Origin of the sequence: Bacillus sp. JJ864 (genome assembly GCF_036963045.1) — a bacterium.
Lineage (GTDB): Bacteria > Bacillota > Bacilli > Bacillales > Bacillaceae_G > Bacillus_A > Bacillus_A pseudomycoides_C.
Genome location: NZ_JBALLY010000057.1, coordinates 51,812 through 68,504 on the forward strand (window position 1 = coordinate 51,812; position 16,693 = coordinate 68,504).

Below are 16,693 nucleotides of genomic sequence, written 5' to 3' on the forward strand. Positions count from 1 at the left end.
TACTTTCTATGAAGGTGCTCTTTTTATTTGTATTATAAAAAGCGGAGGAAATCCTCCGCTTTCATTATATTGCTTACTTCTCTTCACCATCAGTTTGTGAAGCATTGAAAGTCCATTCTAAATTCAATTTATCGCCTTGGAAGATATTTTGGTCTTGTCCATTATCTTCGAAAACAAATTGCACCCATAGGTAATCCTCTGTACCAGCTTTTAAGCCGCCTTCTTCAGCCCATTCAGGAGCAAATACATCTTTTGCAACTACATCTGGATCTGCTTTTTGCAGGTCAGCTAACGTTGTTTCATAAACTGGCTCGCTTTGTTTATCCCAGTTCCAGATAAACTTCACTTTAATGTGCTTACCAAAATCTTCACCATTATTATCGCCTTTGCTATCGATTACTGCATATTTAGTCGCTAGCTTTACATCTTTAATTGCTAATGAACCTTTATTTTGTAATAAAAATTCTTTTTTAACGGAATCGCCTGGTTTTAAGTTGTCGATATCAACGATAGTTTTTGGATTAAGCGCAAGATCTAACGTACCTGCCGCAAATGTATTGTTGGATACTTCTTTATCGCTAAAGTATGCAAACGTTCCTCCACCGATTAAAGATAACCCTAATGCTGCTGATGCTACTCCCATGCCTAACTTTTTCTTAAGACCCATTCTAAATTCCCCCAATTTTCTTTTTATTGTTAGCTCTTATGTAGATAAGAGATGTAACTAATAAAATAATTGCTTCGTTTCGACATAACCGTTGCACGTCTGCTACCCAAATAGCTCTATGTATGTTCTTTACTAAGTCCCTTACGTTCATTATAAAGAACATGAAGCGTAAAAATAAAACCTCAAAAAGTTCTGTATTTTCTGTTTTTTTAACGTTTTAATTCACTTTTCTGTCTTTTTCGTCACTTTCCTTACAATTTCTCTTTTTTTATACATATATAATACTTTCCTTTATTTTCGCTTCATTCGTTTTCCGTATACAAAGAATCCCATCATCATCATTCCAATTCCGATTAAGATGGAATAATACATATAATCAGCACCTGTACGCGGTAATAGTTTTATATGAGATGCTGAATCATTTCCATTCGTACTGCCATTAGAATCTTTCGGTTCTCCAATATGACTACCGTCTTCTTCAGCATAAAATACAAACTTAACTTGTGTTTCTAATCCTTGATACTCATTTCCTAGTTCCTCAGGAAAGCGCACAATATATTGTAACTGTTCACTCTGCCCTGCAGATAATGTACGTCCTGTTAGCTTTGTAAAACCACTTAAACTCCCTTTATAAAGAACATGTTCTTGCTGATCCATTACCTCTAATGTTAATCCATCATATAGCTTTTTCGAGCCTTCTGTAAACTCAGCAGACATCGTATATAAAAATTCCGATGCCCCTTCATTATTCACACGAATGCTCCGCTTCGCCCAGTCCCCAGGCTTCATATCCTTCGTTACATCAAATAGCATCTCTTTTGGTGTTAAACTTAAATCAATTTCCTTACGCTCCTTAGCGAGCACTTTTTCCATACTTGTTGTAATTCCAATGATGAATGCAACTATACAATATACGATCACGATATACCACAGCTTTTTCCGTTTCATAATCATCCCTCATAAAATATGAAATAAGAAAAGGCAAGGCGACTCGCCTTTTCGATTAAAAACGCTATCTTTGCCTGTATCTTATGATGTATGAAATGTACATTTAAATTCTGTTTTCATCTTGGAAGATATTTTCAGTCGTATCTACATTCTCGTGAAATCTATTATTTAGCCTTTCCTTACGAGTATGTGTTACTGCTTTGTTTCCACAGCTGATTCTTCTTTCTTTTCCTCAGGCTGTGCTGGTGGGGTAACTGATTGTTTTTGTTTCAACTGCTCTTCATTTGAATGATTCTCCTGCTTTTTCTCTTCTTGTTTTGGAGGCTGCTCTGTTTGCTGAGAAGAATTTGAAGGTTGTACAGGTGATATGATTTGAACACTGTTTGCTTGTTTCTTTTTCTCTTCATTTATTTGTTTTTCTAATGCCCCAATACGTTCATCTACTTTTTGTAAAACTGCTTGTTTCTCAACTTCACTGCGAATACTTTGCACTTCATTAAAACCAGTTTGTACATATTTTAATACTTCTTGTGCAGAACTCTCTTTATTTTTCTTTACATCTTCTACCGCTGTTTTATAATAGGATTCGATCTCCGTAAAGTTAGCTTGCAGCGCTGCGATTTCCGTCTTGATTGCTTCGCGGTGCTGCTTCCACGCAACGAGCTTACCTTCTAATTCTGCAGCAGTTCCCTTTCCTGCATGATTGATCGCATTGAAATGATTAAAAATCGCTTCTTTATGTTGTTTTGCTTCCCCTGTTAACTTTTCAATTGTTTTTGGAAAAACTATCGCAGTTGATAATGTTGCCTCTACTTTTTGTTGATTCACATAAGAGGCTTCCGTATGTGTCACAACTTGAGATCCCATATAAAAAGCTATAGAACAAACACATGGTAATATAAGTATATTCCTTACTTTCTTTGTTGATTTTTTCATATACACACCTGCCATTAGATGAATTTACATTCCTTATAAAGAATTATAACATTCTATATAAAGAACAAGACCATCTAATAAAGATAGTCTTGTGAATTCCTTAAACTTTATCTTTCTTCACCAGCAGTTTGCTGCGCATCAAACGTCCACTTCAATTGAAGTTTATCGCCTTGGAATTCGTTTTGATTCTTACCATTATCAACAAATTCAAATTTCACAGTGAATTTATCAGAATTCCCTGCAGAAATACCTTTCTCATCCCAGAACCAAGCAATAAGATCATTATCTACAGCTGTAAGCGTGTCTTTCTTTAATTTATCTAACGTTGTTTCTTTTACGATTGTTTCATGTTTATCAATATTTCTCAAGAAAGTAACTTTAATATGTTTACCAAAATCTTCTTTATTGTCTCCCTTTATATCTACTACACTATAATCTGTTTGCAGTAGTACTTTTTTAATATCTAAAGAACCTTTATTCTCTAATTTAAAATCACGTTTATTTGTATCACCAGGTTTAAGATTGTCTACATTAACAATTGTCGTTGGATTTGCTACTAAATCAAGCGTACCTGCTGCAAACGTATTATTTGACACTTCTTTGTCACTAAAGTACGCAAATGTTCCTCCGCCAACTAGTGCTGCTCCAAGTACTGCTGACGCTACGCCCATTCCTAACTTCTTTTTTAATGTCATTCCAATTTCCCCCTAAGCTCTACATATATTTGTTAACCTTCAATAACTGAAGAGTATAACCACTTTATACTGATTGCCCTGCATCGGAAGACTTACTTTTCTTTTCAGAATCAATGTTACGTATTGCTCCAAAAATAGTAACCGCAGAATATCCTAACAATAAAACACCTGGAATAATTAATAACAATGCTGCCCCGGCTTTCGAATTTGCATAACTTAATAAATAACCAACATACGGAACAGTAATATCCGCATATTTCCCAATTACATTTTCAGCAAGAACCGGGTTTAAATCAGGTCCATTATTATTGTCCCCTTTTGTTTCATAGGCCACTTTTCCATTTATATTTTTCACATCAATAATGCGGTGAGTCACAATCTTGTTATCTTTCTCTTTAAACGTAATAACATCGCCTTTTTTATACTTTGAACCATCTTTTGTCGGTTCAATTGCAATAACAGATCCTGTTAAAAACGTAGGTTCCATCGACCCTGATAATACCGCCTTGAATTGGTATCCCATCACCGTTGGATCACTGCCACTCGCCTTTGACGAAATAACAACAAACGCTAAAACAACCATAATCGTAAACAAAACAAAAGAAATGATATTACTAATCACTTTCCATACTAACTTCATCTGTTTCCTTCCTTTCTTTTATTTCGTCTTTATATAAGCAAATCGCAAAAAACATTCATATTCGACGTTCTTTTTAAAGAACTCACAACTATATTATAACGAATATTCAAAAAATACAATAAAAAATAGGCAAAATGAATTTGCCTATTTTCATCGCGACAACATCTTCTGTCTTTTACGATTCCAAAGAAATACCCCAATACTAAAGACAATAAGAATAGCCGCACCAATACCAGCCATTATCTCATACGAAAAAGTAGATTTTGTTATACTATTCTCTTTCGGCTTCTCAAACACAACATTTTCTTTCGAAAGAACATTAATACTTTCTATCGTTTGATCATTTTTTTTCAGATCTACAGTCCCAACCACATCACCGCGGCGAAGACCTGTTTGATATAAATTCGCCTCATCAACATGCTTTTCTTTAAAAACAGCTTGGACATTTTTAGCCTCACCTTGCTTTAATACAAGATCAACGCTTCGCTCCAACTCACCATCTACTGATTTATTCAAGTAAAGCATTTGCTTTGTCCAATTGTTCTTATCTAACACTTGCTGTTTTGCAAACTGTGGAAATGCATAATCAGCAAGCTTTCTCATATCTTCATAAATTTCTGGTTTTTGTGAAGCCATTACGACATTCACAATACGATTCCCATCTTTTTCATTCATTTGTACAAGTGTATTATGCGCCTCATTTGTAAAACCAGTTTTCCCGCCAATACAATTTGGATTTTCAAAATATTGTCCTTTATTAAAAATAGAAGCACTTTGTCTTGACGTTGTAACATTTGTTCGCTTCGTATTCATTGCCGTCATAATTTCCGGATGCTTCATCGCACCTCTTGTAATCATGGCCATATCATACGCTGTTGTATAATGATTTGGATCATGAAGCCCATTTGGCGTAACAAAATGACTATCCTTTGCACCTAACTGCACTGCCTTCTCATTCATCATCTTCGCAAAATTTTCCGGACTTCCTGCCACATGCTCCGCAATCGCGTACGCTACATCATTTGCACTCAGCACCATCAAGATCATAAGCGCCGTATCACGATCTATCGTTTCACCTTGTTGAAATTCAATTTGATAATTACTTTTCTCCTGTTCAAGAGCTTTTTGAGAAAAAGCAATTTGCTCTCCAGGCTGCACATTCTCCATCAACAAAATACTTGTTAACACTTTCGTTATACTAGCTGGAAAAGCATGCTGATGCGCATTCTTGTCATACAAAACATCACCTGTTTTCGCATCAATTGTTACCGCAAACTGCCCGAACACTTCCGGCGCTGGTACATTCTCGGCATACAACTTAACAGGCGCAAGTAAAAATAACAAACTCGCAATAATAAGAGCCGAAATTTTCTTACAATTAAACATACACTTCTCCCTTTTCTTAACTCTATATATATACGTTTTCTATTATAAAAATCAAAAGGAATACGACACTACCTTTTATTCACCGTTTTTCAGTATATCATAATTTTACAAAAAAAGACAGAAAAACAATGAATAAAAAAAGGAGGAATCACTCCTCCTTATCTTCCTCATCACTTAAAAGATCCATAAATCTTTTTTTCGCTTCCTCTTCCGTTATCTCCTCAGTTACCCCGATAAATGACCAATCCTTTGACTCTACCCACTTCAAAAACTCATTAGCAAATTCTTCTTGAGACACATCTACATCTAAAACTGCTCCATTAACAGAAATCGTTCTAAATCTCGGCACATACATTTTATAAATCCTTCTTGCCATTTACACCCCTTCATTCATATATATATTCTTATAAATATATTAATAATTCCTTTGTATAATATATTAATAAAATGGTAAAAAATGAACTCTTCATATGCCCTAAAAACTACTATTTATATTAAAAAATTCTTTCTTTTTAAGAGAAAAAAAGAGTGACTTATGTATCAATATCGTATTTATTTGCTGTGCTGTTTAATATATTCATCGTAACCAGGAACTTCACTACCATTTCCAGCTCCAGCCCTTGCACTATTAAAAACCTTAACATCCTTCACGTCTATTCCATTTATTTTAATATCAAGGTCGTGAACAATACGATGAGCATATCTTAAAGCCTCAGTATCATGATGTTTCACTGCGATATCATGCAACTTCTCAGCTCGTTCCAAATCTTCTTTCAATCCAGCCTCAGACAAAGAAGCAGCCTCCTTCAACGTAACAGCAATTAACTCAAAAGAACTTTTAGAATCTTCCCATGACGGACTATTCACATCTTCATATTTTTCATACTTCTCCCAGCCTGTTATATTATTTAAATCACTATGTATCGCTGTTATTTTGTGCGGAACATTCTTTGATAGATCCTCTTCTTTTACTTGTTCAGCCTTCTCAGCTTTACTTTCTTGTTGATCCGTTTTATAAAACAACTGGTAACCACCAAATATAACTCCCACTAAAACAAGACCTCCAACAATGAACACAATCCCCTTTTTCAACATCATGATCCCCCTATACATCCATATCCTATTGATTTCCATCATATCATATTTGCTAGAATATACCTTTTCCTAGCTTATCATGTAGAACACATATAATGAGGTAAAATGAAAAGCAACACCCTTCTGGTTTTTATTTGAAATTTTCAAATAAAAAGTCTTGTAGAGTTCCCATCATTTCATTTATAATAGAAACCATAAAATAACAAAGATGTTTATCCATCACCATTTATCATGATCCCGTAGCTCAGCAGGGAGAGCGCCACCTTGACAGGGTGGAGGTCGCTGGTTCGAACCCAGTCGGGATCATACTGAAACCCCTTGATATTCAAGGGGTTTTCTTATGTATAACAGTTTGTTGAAATGGATAAAACAGTACTTTTGGGGCAGAAATGGGGCAGAAAATTTCATTTTCTCTAATTCTACATTTTGATATGTGATACCTCATAAATAAAATAAGACGATTCACCATTCGGTAATCTCTTGTTATGAAAAAAATGGTATATTAAATTTTCTATTATCTCTCGTATAAGTAGAATCTCAAAAACATTCCTTTTTTTAGATTGTCGAAATATCTACAGATAGCAGTACTGCTTGGTATGATATCAAAAATTTATTTAGGGAATTTTCTGTGCGCGAAGCTGGGCATCGGTACATAGGTGTTAATGAATAGAAATCAAAGGAAGGGGGATTGAGTTCGTTTGTTTTGTTCACAGCTGTCTGTTTTCATTCGTTGTGTTCGTTTGTTTGTTTTGTAACTCACGCCAAAAACGACTTAAGGTTGAGTTAAGTTTGTTTTGCAGTACAACATTAAAAAAGGTGCAGTACTACAATTAGCACTACATAAAAAGGGTGCATATTGTGTGCACTAAAACAAAGTAGTATTTGAGTTTGTTTTGCAAAAGTAACGCTCAATGGCAACAATAGGAGCGTTACAATGGTAATATTACCGCTGTAAAACGCTCCGTAAACGTTCCATATTCCAATGAAGTAGTGTAACAGTACTCCGCAAAAGTACTCCAATCAGATCCATAACACATACTAAAAACATAGTAAACGTATTTACCTTATCATTCCTTATCCTCATCTCCACGAATGACAAAATTATCAAACGTGAAAATGTTATGGTGAATCTTTTTCCTAACTTTATGAGAAAGTCCTATGTCGTGAAATGCGACATACCAGGTATCTGTTTAACGGATACCTAATAGCGATATGATCTACAAGGTAACTTCACTAAAAAGAGCATAAGGAAACCGGATACCACTTTGCGGAAAAAGTGGTGAAATATGCTGTGCCTATTGGGTTTCTTAAGACCCTAAATGATATCACTTTATGACTAAAAGTATGCGTTCTGTATGCGTTTATCGGTATTTTGTATGTGTTCTGTATGTGCACGTATGCGTTGGGTATACGCTAAAAAACACTTAATAGGGTATACCTTCATACTATGAAGATCGTTTTGAAGTTGGGCGTAGTTTTGCTATAACGGTACTATTTTTTTATACATAAGAATAATGGTATGGTTGTTATGTAGTTAAATTAAGGGGGATGATGTGAATGTTAGATTTTGATATTAAAGATTTAGGTTTTACAGAAGATGATATTGCTGAAGTTTGGGGACATTTTGAATATAGACTTCAATTTGAAGATTGGGAATCAATGTTGTTATTTGAGAACAATGAAGAGATTTTTAAATATCTTTACATTGATAATCAAGATACGGAATCTATAATTGATACTTTATTAGAAATGGGTAAAATTTCAGTAGATGATCTAAAAGAAGGTCAATCTGCAATAGAGTATATGATAGAATGTGATAATTCTATCTTTAAGTTACCTGCTGGAAGATGGGTTATATTTTCTCGTGAATTATTACATAAAGAGGATCTGGCACAAATTGATTAATTTTATTTCCGACATTTTTTTCCATCAGTTAAAGTATTACTCATTTTTGAGTAAAAGAAGGGAGTCGCGTTTCACGACCCCCTTTGTTTAGGTTTGGTGTCCGTTAAAATGACACCAGGTTCATAAAGTGAAAGTACAGGTGTAGACCATAGTGAAAAGAGTAGTGAAGTTTTGTGTTTTGTATGATTTGTAAGAAAAGACGTTGATTTTACGCTAATCTCAACAAATAAAAAGTAGAATAGAAAGATTTCACTCGGTAAGTGAAAAAATACTTCACCTATAATTTCACCGCTATTTTCACTTGGTATTTCACTCATTACTTTATTTGCAGTATATGAAATTATTCATTTCTATTTTCGAAAAAAAAACAGCAAACTATTTAAAAAAGTAACTTAGCGACTGAGTAAAATGTTCACCAGTTATATTATATAAAGATACGACAATCATAAGAACAGTATATTCAACGTTTCCCACTTTTGGAATGTGTAAAACATTACTTACTTAATTTTCAATTAGATATGTTCGTTTGTAGATTCTAATGTATTTTTTATATGCCTTAATGTAGCGGCAGTTAAGCTGATTTTGTTTGTTTGGTAAATAAGTTAATATCTGATTTGCCTCTTCTGCTATTCTGTATCTGTATGTTGAATATATTTTTCAAATATGACGTTTATAAAACTTCTCTATTGGAAAAGACTTTACCAAGAAGGGAGGTTAAAAAAAATGATTACATCTCGTAAAATTAGACTTTCTATAGTCTCAGATAATCCAACAGAAGCTTACAACTTTATCCGTAAAGAAATGAGAGAACAAAATAAAGCTTTAAATATCTCCATGAATCATTTGTACTTTAATTCTATTGCAAGGCAAAAGATCTTATTAGCTGATGAAGCATATCAACAGAAATTAAATGACGCTATAAACTTACAAGAAAAGTTATTTACTGCACTAAAAGAGATTGAAGAAAAGGAACGCATTGAAGAGAGTCATAAAAAGAAACAACTCTTAAAAGAACGTTTAATTAAAACAAGAAATGCTTTCGAAAAAACAAAAGAAAAGATAAGTATTTTACGTAAAAGTAGAAGTAAAGATTTATTCCAAGAATATAACAATATAATTGGCCAAGTTGAACAAACACATCTACGGGATATCGTTTCGTCTCAGTTCAATTTACATTCAGACACGAAAGATCGACTTACAATGATTGTAAACCAAGATTTCAAAAACGATATAGCAAAAGTTTTATCTGGAGAACGCTCATTAAGAACTTATAAAAAGAACAATCCTTTATATGTAAGAGGCAGATCCATCGGTTTATACAAGGAGCATAATGAATTCTTTATAAAATGGATAAAAGGAATCAACTTCAAATGTGTTTTAGGAATAAAGAAGCAAAATAAAACCGAACTATATAAAACATTAGAATATATACTTGCTGGTGATTATAAAATATGTGATAGTTCAATGAATTTCAATCAACAAAATAAGCTCATCTTGAATTTATCATTAAAAATACCAGATAAGAAAGAACATAAGAATGTTCCCGGTCGCATTGCTGGAATTGACTTAGGTCTTAAAATACCTGCTTATTTTGCATTAAATGATGTTCCTTATATTCGAAAATCTATTGGTAAAATGGAGGATTTTTTAAAAGTTCGTACCAGTATACAACACCAAGAACAAACTTTAAAACGTGCTCTCCAATCATCAAAAGGAGGACGAGGAAGAAAAAAGAAATTGAAAGCTTCAAACCAATTTAAAGACAAAGAAAAAAACTATATCACAACCTACAATCACTTTATTAGCAAAAAAATCATTGGCTTAGCTATTCAATATGGCGTTGAACAAATTAATTTAGAATTGCTAACTTTAAAAGAAACGCAAAAGAAAGCATTATTACGTAATTGGTCATATTATCAATTACAACAATTCATTGAATATAAGGCAGAAAGAGCAGGAATCTTAATCAAATATGTAGATCCCTTTCATACTTCTCAAACATGTAGTGAATGCGGTCACCATGAAGAAGGACAAAGGGAAAAGCAAGCTACTTTTCTTTGTAAATCCTGTGGTTTTGAAGAAAATGCCGATTATAATGCAGCTCGTAATATTGCAAAGAGCACAAATTATATTACAAGGAAAGAAGAAAGCGAATATTATAAAAGAAATAATGAAATAGCGTGACCTTGAGTCAATAATATCATTGATTTCCAATGACGCTGGGGCGATTCTCCGTCCTTAGGGTGAGGATACGCAAAGTAATCACTCACCAAGGTGTTAAGCTTGTGTGTTGTGTTACCGCACAAGGGCGATACATATCATTTTTAAATAAAAATGCAGCAAACCTAAAATTCAAGATACATGCCCTAAAAGCAAGAATCCCAAGGGATTAAAGAATTTTTTTTAAGTTTTTATAAACACGATTGCAGGTTCACTGCACTTTTTGAAAACAGATACAAAAAGAACCCTTATATATCAATGTTTTTTCAACAACTAAATATGGGGTTTTAGATCTAATATGTATCGTTAGAATTTTCAACAATAGAATTAATTAAATATGTGTTCATACGTTTTAGATCTAATATGTATCGTTAGAATGCTCATAGGCGGTGATTGTATGAGTGAATTGCTTGAAGTTTTAGATCTAATATGTATCGTTAGAATTGTTGGAACAAAAAAGACACGTTAACCCTACATTATTGTCTTAGATCCAATATGTATCGTTAGAATGTCACTGAACGCAGAGCGCGTAGCTAATAGTCGAATGCTTTAGACTAATATATCATTAGAGTATACTAATCAGAAAATACCTGAAGTGTACATTATATGTTTAACCCAGTATAAGATTTATTTAAAATCATCTTAATTTAAAAAGACGTGGAAAACCCACGTCTTTCTTTGCTCATATTAATTATTATGTTCCACATATCGTTTTAAATAAAAATACCCTTGTATAAATCCATGAATAAAGTAGTCATGTGAAGATAAAGCACAATAATAATTTATCGCATCATCAAGTTCATTAACATTTAATTTGGTACTGTTCATGATCTCTTTTAATGTACTTTCATATTCTAATGTAGGCTTAGACTCGTCGAATTTTTCTCTGTTAAAAATCTGCTCTGCAACCTGCGCTAATATATCCTTCATACCTGCTTCATACATTGTTGTAGCGTATGTAAGTTCATCTTTCATAGATAGTTTTTCCTCATTAATTACATCAACCACTTTACTTAAAGATACTACGTTTGTCATTCCTATTCCCTCCGTTATTCTACAGCTGTAAAAGATTATGCTCCTGCTCCAAGCTGTATACTAATTTACTTAATTCTCAAATACTGTTTTAGAAATAGCTGCGTGCCTAATTATTAGAGTGATAAGTAAAAAACTCTGTGAACATATCTATTCCCGTCTCTCTCCTTTTAATCGTAGAAATAGCTACCATAAAAGCCAATCCTACATTAAAAATAAATTTATTTTCATAGCATCTATTCATTAGAAATTCTTTAAATACATCTTTTCCAAAGTACTCTCCATGATTCTTTGCAACATGCTCTAATGTATTTTTATATGTCCAAGTTCCATCCTCTACATAGTTCTTTATGGGCGGAAATAATGTAAAAAACTCCTCTATACATTTAAACAGCATCAACTCGTCAACTTTATTTATGACCATTAACACCAACTCTGGATTGGTTCTTGCAAATTCTGTAGGAAATCCATCTAATATACGACCTAACTTAATTAATAAGTTATAAGGATTGTTTACTCTCTTTTCAGTTAAATCAACAGCTAAAGATTTCAACATTTTTATTTTTTTATCAATAAGCATTAAATTCCCTCCTTACTAAAAAACTGTTAACATTTTATTTCTTCCTTTTTATAAAATCTAAGTAGCCTTTTGTTTTCATTAATACATAGTCAAATGTGGCTGCCTTGGCGATTATTTTTACGCTTGAAGGTTGTTTATCAGTATTCCAGTGCGATTCCCTCCAAGCTGCCCAGAAACCGTTTATATAATCGATATACACGCAGCTTGTCTTACTTAAGGTTAATGTGTAGAGTGTTCCGCTCAGTGCTACCATGTAACCTGCTGCCTTTGCTTTTTCATCTCTTTTCTTTGTTTCATCTTGATTCGATGCAGGAGCAATTGGCATGTTTATCGTCTCCTTTATTTCTATTTACATAAAAAGTTCCCCCAGTTACCCCAATAAGCTGTATCCCTTGTGGCTGTAAGGATAGAAGTGTTCCCATCCCAAATCCCACTTGTTCCCGTTTCCCCAGTTTAATCCCCTTTTTCTTGCTAAGTGGGGAACTGGGGAAAAGCGGGATTTTACTATTTCCCACCGTAATCCCTTGCTGCTCTATGGTTCATGACCTTTCGGGGGAACTGGGGGAATATTTCTAAGATAGTATAATTTTTTCTCTTCCTAAATAAGGGCTAACAACTATTGTTTCTTTTTTACCCTCTTTAATTTTTTGAATGTAGTTTCGTTCTTCTAACTCATTTAAAATAACTTTCAACCTATCCGATTTAACTCTCTTCTTTGTGGCTTGTTGAATATCTCTATAAGGGATTTGCTCACGATCATTCTTCAAAATATGTTTGAGCACAAACTTAGCATCATCATCCGTATTGCCTTCACTTAACAAACCGAATGTGGCCATCATATGATCTATAAAGTATTTAGAAGCGTGTAATGTACTGCGAACAGTCTCTTTACTGATTTCAGTCGGAATCCTTTCACAATGTGCATGATGTGCTATATGAATAAGTGCAATGATTCTTGCTACTTGTCCAACTAACTTACCTGCCCAGGATTGAAAGTGGCCATAAGACAACTCATTCCCCTCTCTCATGAGAGTTTCCATATGAATGCGATACTTATTAAAAAGCGTTTGCGCCTCATCGCTTAATACCAAAACAACATTTTCATGCTGTAAATTTAATAACCTCTTAATCTGCTTGCTATAGAGTAGTTGTACCTCTTCTCTTATCTCTGCTGTTTCTATTTTTCGATACCCTATAAAACTTTTAGGGACTGCATATAAAAAGCGGGCCATTAAACCACGATTATAGAAATACTCCGGTAAACGCTTAATAACATCTAATTGTGCAAACAGCCCCACTGTTAAATGTGGATCGTCTACCTTTTCCGTTCTTCCTCTGCGATCTACCGTTATCTGATCTTGACTAAATCCTTTCAGATATACATCTATGTTGGTATTACTTGAATATCTGCCCTTGATTAAATCAAAGAATCCGCCTTCTGCTGATAACACTGCCATACGGCCAGCGTTATTTAGCAGAAGTGTTATAAGCTGTTCTGGTGTAACATCGTCCGTAAAGTAACGTATAGGATGAACAAACTCCGCCTTTTCCATTTCTTCAATCTTTGCATTTAATTCACCCTGTATGGCAGCTGCATCTTCTTCCGATTGTTTTTGTTTAGCTTTAACCAAGTCTTTCTTTAAATCCTCTATAAGCCGCTCTAATACATCCTTTTCATGTCTACTTTGTTCTATTGCAATTCGTCTTTTGGTATTCTCTTCATTTTCATGTTCCAGCATCGGAAACGTGAATGCCTTAAACACACTCGACTTTCGATTACTTGGTGGCATGAATGTAATCAAATATGTATTTAACGATTCATACCAACCTTTACTTGGTTCGATACTAAACTTTTTAGCCAAAGCAACTGATAAAACGGATAGCACCATCATACAAGCCATATCAATAGGTGTTTGTGTCTGCTCTGCCACACCTTCTATATAGTCCCTTAGCCATGTTGGAAACACTTCAATTGGAAATAGAGGTACTTCATATTCATCAAAGGGAATAATCTCTCCCCACACTCTTGTTGGGTCATTATTTTGTTGTGAGTTTGCTGACGTAATCTCATCCGATGTTATCTCTGCAAGATTGGTTCCTAAAATACTATTTATCTTTTCAGCACCAAGGCTCTTTCTCACTACTTCAATTGCTTTTAAATTCATTTATGATTCACTTCCCTCTAATCCCTTAAATAAGCGGTTTACTTCGTCTAAAGCTGTTATCTTCACATATTCGCTATCATCCACTAAGCAATCTAACCAATACTCTATTTGAGGTAAAAGGTGATACATTTCTCCTAATTGTTCTAACTCCTCCATCGTTTTTATAGCCTTCATTTGCATTTGAATTGCCTTAGCGAGATCATTTAGATTGTTGATTTGTTCGATAACCTTTTTATTTAGCGCCACAGCAGCTAATGTATTTTCCTTTTTTTGCTTTCTCTTCTGATCCAACTTCCGGTTCTCTTCTGCCGTTGGATTCTGTAAGCCGAAATCCTTTGCAAGAGTAGTGATTGCCTCTTTGGCATTAACACTATTCGCTAAACGGACAACGTCTATCACATCACCTACACGTCCATCATTACAGCCCGTAAAACATTTGAATGTATTTGTATTTGGATAGATTGCCATCGATGGACTACCATCAGAATGAAACGGACATCTTACACTGATACTTCTACGATTAGGGTTTGTTACTTTTACATGAGTGTATTGCTCTAAAGCTTCAACGATGGAGATATTTTCTTTTATCTGTTCAATGGATATCATTCATATCACACCTTCATCTTCAAGAACTTTTTGTTTTTATTCGAAAACAAAAAGTTTGATTTTCTAAACAAATGATACTACCGTTATATTTTATTTGTCAATTATTTTATTTACTTTATCAAACATTTTATTTTATAATTTACTCATAAAGATTACTTTTAGAAAGGATTAGTCATTATGATTAGTTACAAACCACTACTTAAATTGATGATTGATAAAAACACCAACAAAACAGTTTTAAGGAATGAACTTGGTTTTTCTTCATCTACTATGGCTAAATTAAACAAAAACGAGTATGTATCCTTATCTATCATCGATAAGCTATGTGCATACTTTAATTGCCAGCCGTCTGATCTCATTGAATATATCCCAAGCGAAAATAATGGTTAAAAAATAGCGGTTATGCTCAATTTCATGAGTTAACCGCCACTATTCACATAATATTCCGTATTTTATGCATGCTTTTTTAGCTATCCTTCTGTGCTATTTATGAATAAATTGTGATAGAATCAATTTGATTTGAATATTTTTTTGTTGTCCATATGAAAGTTGGCCCTTTCGTATGGATTTTTTTATTTCTATCACACTTTTCATGATTATTTATTAAACAGTGGTAAATTACGCATGATCTTAGCACGCTTTAATATTTCAGCTGCTCTTTTCTCCAATTTACTCACAGCTTCTTCTTTCTCTTCATTTGTCTTTGGATGATAATATCCACTTCTTCCAATATGATTACTTGAACCTATTAGATAGCCATGTTTTTCTATTAATCTTCTTACAATAGTCCTAATCTCTTCATCACTTCCACCAATCACGGAAATAATCTCTTTAACAGTAATTGCGTTTTCCTTTCCTTGGCCAATGAGTGATAATATTTTATTCTCTCGCTCTGTTAATGTAGTTTTACTATTATCCATATTCAGATCGCCTTCCTTTCTCGTCATTTCCGCCACTTTTAAACTCAATAATGTTTCTTGTTCATTTACTACTGTTAATTGATCTGTCATTTTCATTCTCCCTTTCATAGATTTGTAGCTTGTCCGCCTTCTAAACACTGTAATTCTTTCTTTGTCATCCAGCGATCAAGTGTTTCTTTCCTAAATAGCTTTCTCCTACCAATACGAACACACGGTAACGAGCCATAGATACTTTCTTTATAGACTAAATCTAAAGATATGCCTAAATATGTAGCTGCTTCTTTTGCTGTAAGAGTAGATCGTTCCATTAAACCTTCTCCTTCTTAATTTCTTTTATTACCGTAATAATTCTTTGTTTACGTTCTATAGACAAATCGCTTCTTAACCAACGAATTATAGTATTCTCATGCACTCCTAATTTTTCAGCGATTACCCAATTTGGAATCTTCCCTTTCATACTTTTTATATCTTGATTCCTATTAGTCATCATTTCTATCTCCCTCCTGTTAAATAGTGGTTGTGATGTTAATGATTACATTGTAAAATAAAATTGTTACTAAATACAAAGAAAAATACCCTTTATTTCGTAACAAAAATAAATAAAAAAATATCATTTCGTAACAAATTGATTTTCTTAGGGGGAAGACTATGTTTGATATTTATAATTTAGATAAGAAATTCAGATTAGTATACGATGCTATAAGCTTTATTGACGGAAGCAATATTAAGAATGATGAAATGGTTGTAGACGAATGTATTGATCAATACGAATTATGGAAAGATTACTATGAAGATTGGCGTGAAAATCAAGGATTATCAAGAGAATTACAAGGTATAATAACTGAAATCGATATGGAACCGACATATACAAATAAAATAAAACAAACAAATATGGATA

19 protein-coding genes, 1 tRNA gene and 1 pseudogene are annotated in these 16,693 nt (G+C 33.6%); 5 read left to right on the plus strand and 16 right to left on the minus strand.

The annotated features are described in order from the left end of the window. Positions 1 to 73: 73 nt before the first annotated feature. The 8 genes from calY to V7024_RS10690 form a co-directional block, all read right to left on the minus strand. Entirely contained in the window at positions 74 to 667 is a 594-nt protein-coding gene (calY, locus tag V7024_RS10655; protein ID WP_335519371.1) for a biofilm matrix protein CalY, read from the minus strand. 291 nt (positions 668 to 958) lie between these two features. Beyond that, the gene (locus V7024_RS10660) at positions 959 to 1,615 is read right to left on the minus strand and encodes an LPXTG cell wall anchor domain-containing protein (protein WP_335519374.1); all 657 of its coding nucleotides are present in this window, start codon (positions 1,613 to 1,615) and stop codon (positions 959 to 961) included. A 192-nt stretch (positions 1,616 to 1,807) separates the two neighbouring features. Further along, positions 1,808 to 2,551 (minus strand): DUF4047 domain-containing protein, encoded by a 744-nt coding sequence (locus V7024_RS10665; protein ID WP_335519377.1) that lies wholly within the window; start codon positions 2,549 to 2,551, stop codon positions 1,808 to 1,810. Between the two features lie 107 nt (positions 2,552 to 2,658). Continuing rightward, positions 2,659 to 3,246 (minus strand): CalY family protein, encoded by a 588-nt coding sequence (locus V7024_RS10670; RefSeq protein ID WP_335519381.1) that lies wholly within the window; start codon positions 3,244 to 3,246, stop codon positions 2,659 to 2,661. Positions 3,247 to 3,310: 64 nt separating this feature from the next. Beyond that, positions 3,311 to 3,886: a signal peptidase I SipW gene (gene sipW, locus V7024_RS10675; protein ID WP_098915664.1), complete on the minus strand. Its 576-nt coding sequence runs from the start codon at positions 3,884 to 3,886 to the stop codon at positions 3,311 to 3,313. Between the two features lie 150 nt (positions 3,887 to 4,036). Beyond that, entirely contained in the window at positions 4,037 to 5,272 is a 1,236-nt protein-coding gene (locus tag V7024_RS10680; protein ID WP_335519386.1) for a D-alanyl-D-alanine carboxypeptidase family protein, read from the minus strand. A 148-nt stretch (positions 5,273 to 5,420) separates the two neighbouring features. Further along, positions 5,421 to 5,648, minus strand: a complete 228-nt coding sequence (locus V7024_RS10685; protein ID WP_335519389.1) for a hypothetical protein — start codon at positions 5,646 to 5,648, stop codon at positions 5,421 to 5,423. 176 nt (positions 5,649 to 5,824) lie between these two features. Further along, on the minus strand, positions 5,825 to 6,367 hold the full coding sequence (locus tag V7024_RS10690) for a hypothetical protein (protein ID WP_335519392.1): 543 nt from the start codon (positions 6,365 to 6,367) through the stop codon (positions 5,825 to 5,827). A gap of 233 nt (positions 6,368 to 6,600) precedes the next feature. Here V7024_RS10690 and V7024_RS10695 point away from each other — a divergent pair. From V7024_RS10695 to V7024_RS10705, 3 genes are all read left to right on the plus strand, one after another. Next, positions 6,601 to 6,673: transfer RNA gene (locus tag V7024_RS10695), tRNA-Val, on the plus strand. Positions 6,674 to 7,924: 1,251 nt separating this feature from the next. After that, positions 7,925 to 8,272, plus strand: a complete 348-nt coding sequence (locus V7024_RS10700) for a hypothetical protein (RefSeq protein ID WP_335519395.1) — start codon at positions 7,925 to 7,927, stop codon at positions 8,270 to 8,272. A 723-nt stretch (positions 8,273 to 8,995) separates the two neighbouring features. Further along, positions 8,996 to 10,456: a transposase gene (locus tag V7024_RS10705; RefSeq protein ID WP_335519398.1), complete on the plus strand. Its 1,461-nt coding sequence runs from the start codon at positions 8,996 to 8,998 to the stop codon at positions 10,454 to 10,456. A 723-nt stretch (positions 10,457 to 11,179) separates the two neighbouring features. Here V7024_RS10705 and V7024_RS10710 read toward each other — a convergent pair. The 5 genes from V7024_RS10710 to V7024_RS10730 all read right to left on the minus strand — a co-directional run bounded on the left by V7024_RS10710 (position 11,180) and on the right by V7024_RS10730 (position 14,875). Beyond that, complete coding sequence (locus tag V7024_RS10710) at positions 11,180 to 11,527, minus strand: hypothetical protein (protein ID WP_335519401.1); 348 nt, start codon at positions 11,525 to 11,527, stop codon at positions 11,180 to 11,182. A 106-nt stretch (positions 11,528 to 11,633) separates the two neighbouring features. After that, a complete protein-coding gene (locus tag V7024_RS10715; protein WP_335519404.1) occupies positions 11,634 to 12,104 on the minus strand; it encodes a hypothetical protein in 471 nt (156 codons plus the stop codon). A gap of 34 nt (positions 12,105 to 12,138) precedes the next feature. After that, a complete protein-coding gene (locus V7024_RS10720) occupies positions 12,139 to 12,429 on the minus strand; it encodes a hypothetical protein (protein WP_335519407.1) in 291 nt (96 codons plus the stop codon). Between the two features lie 247 nt (positions 12,430 to 12,676). Beyond that, complete coding sequence (locus V7024_RS10725) at positions 12,677 to 14,269, minus strand: YfjI family protein (protein ID WP_335519411.1); 1,593 nt, start codon at positions 14,267 to 14,269, stop codon at positions 12,677 to 12,679. After that, entirely contained in the window at positions 14,270 to 14,875 is a 606-nt protein-coding gene (locus V7024_RS10730) for a CHC2 zinc finger domain-containing protein (RefSeq protein WP_335519414.1), read from the minus strand. A gap of 177 nt (positions 14,876 to 15,052) precedes the next feature. Here V7024_RS10730 and V7024_RS10735 point away from each other — a divergent pair, with 177 nt between their 5' ends. Then, positions 15,053 to 15,265, plus strand: a complete 213-nt coding sequence (locus V7024_RS10735) for a helix-turn-helix domain-containing protein (protein ID WP_335519417.1) — start codon at positions 15,053 to 15,055, stop codon at positions 15,263 to 15,265. A 206-nt stretch (positions 15,266 to 15,471) separates the two neighbouring features. On the opposite strand, the gene V7024_RS10740 is transcribed toward V7024_RS10735, so the two are convergent. Genes V7024_RS10740 through V7024_RS10750 form a run of 3 tightly spaced genes read right to left on the minus strand, consistent with a single transcriptional unit; the run spans position 15,472 to position 16,285 of the window. After that, on the minus strand, positions 15,472 to 15,885 hold the full coding sequence (locus V7024_RS10740) for a hypothetical protein (protein ID WP_154652056.1): 414 nt from the start codon (positions 15,883 to 15,885) through the stop codon (positions 15,472 to 15,474). Positions 15,886 to 15,899: 14 nt separating this feature from the next. Then, positions 15,900 to 16,103, minus strand: coding sequence for an excisionase family DNA-binding protein (locus tag V7024_RS10745; RefSeq protein ID WP_000442411.1), 204 nt, complete (start codon positions 16,101 to 16,103; stop codon positions 15,900 to 15,902). After that, complete coding sequence (locus V7024_RS10750) at positions 16,103 to 16,285, minus strand: hypothetical protein (protein WP_000988922.1); 183 nt, start codon at positions 16,283 to 16,285, stop codon at positions 16,103 to 16,105. The genes V7024_RS10745 and V7024_RS10750 overlap by 1 nt, the downstream gene beginning before the upstream one ends. A 158-nt stretch (positions 16,286 to 16,443) precedes the next feature. On the opposite strand from V7024_RS10750, the pseudogene V7024_RS10755 reads away from it, so the two are divergent. Further along, positions 16,444 to 16,693: pseudogene (locus tag V7024_RS10755) on the plus strand (hypothetical protein); the annotation flags it as partial.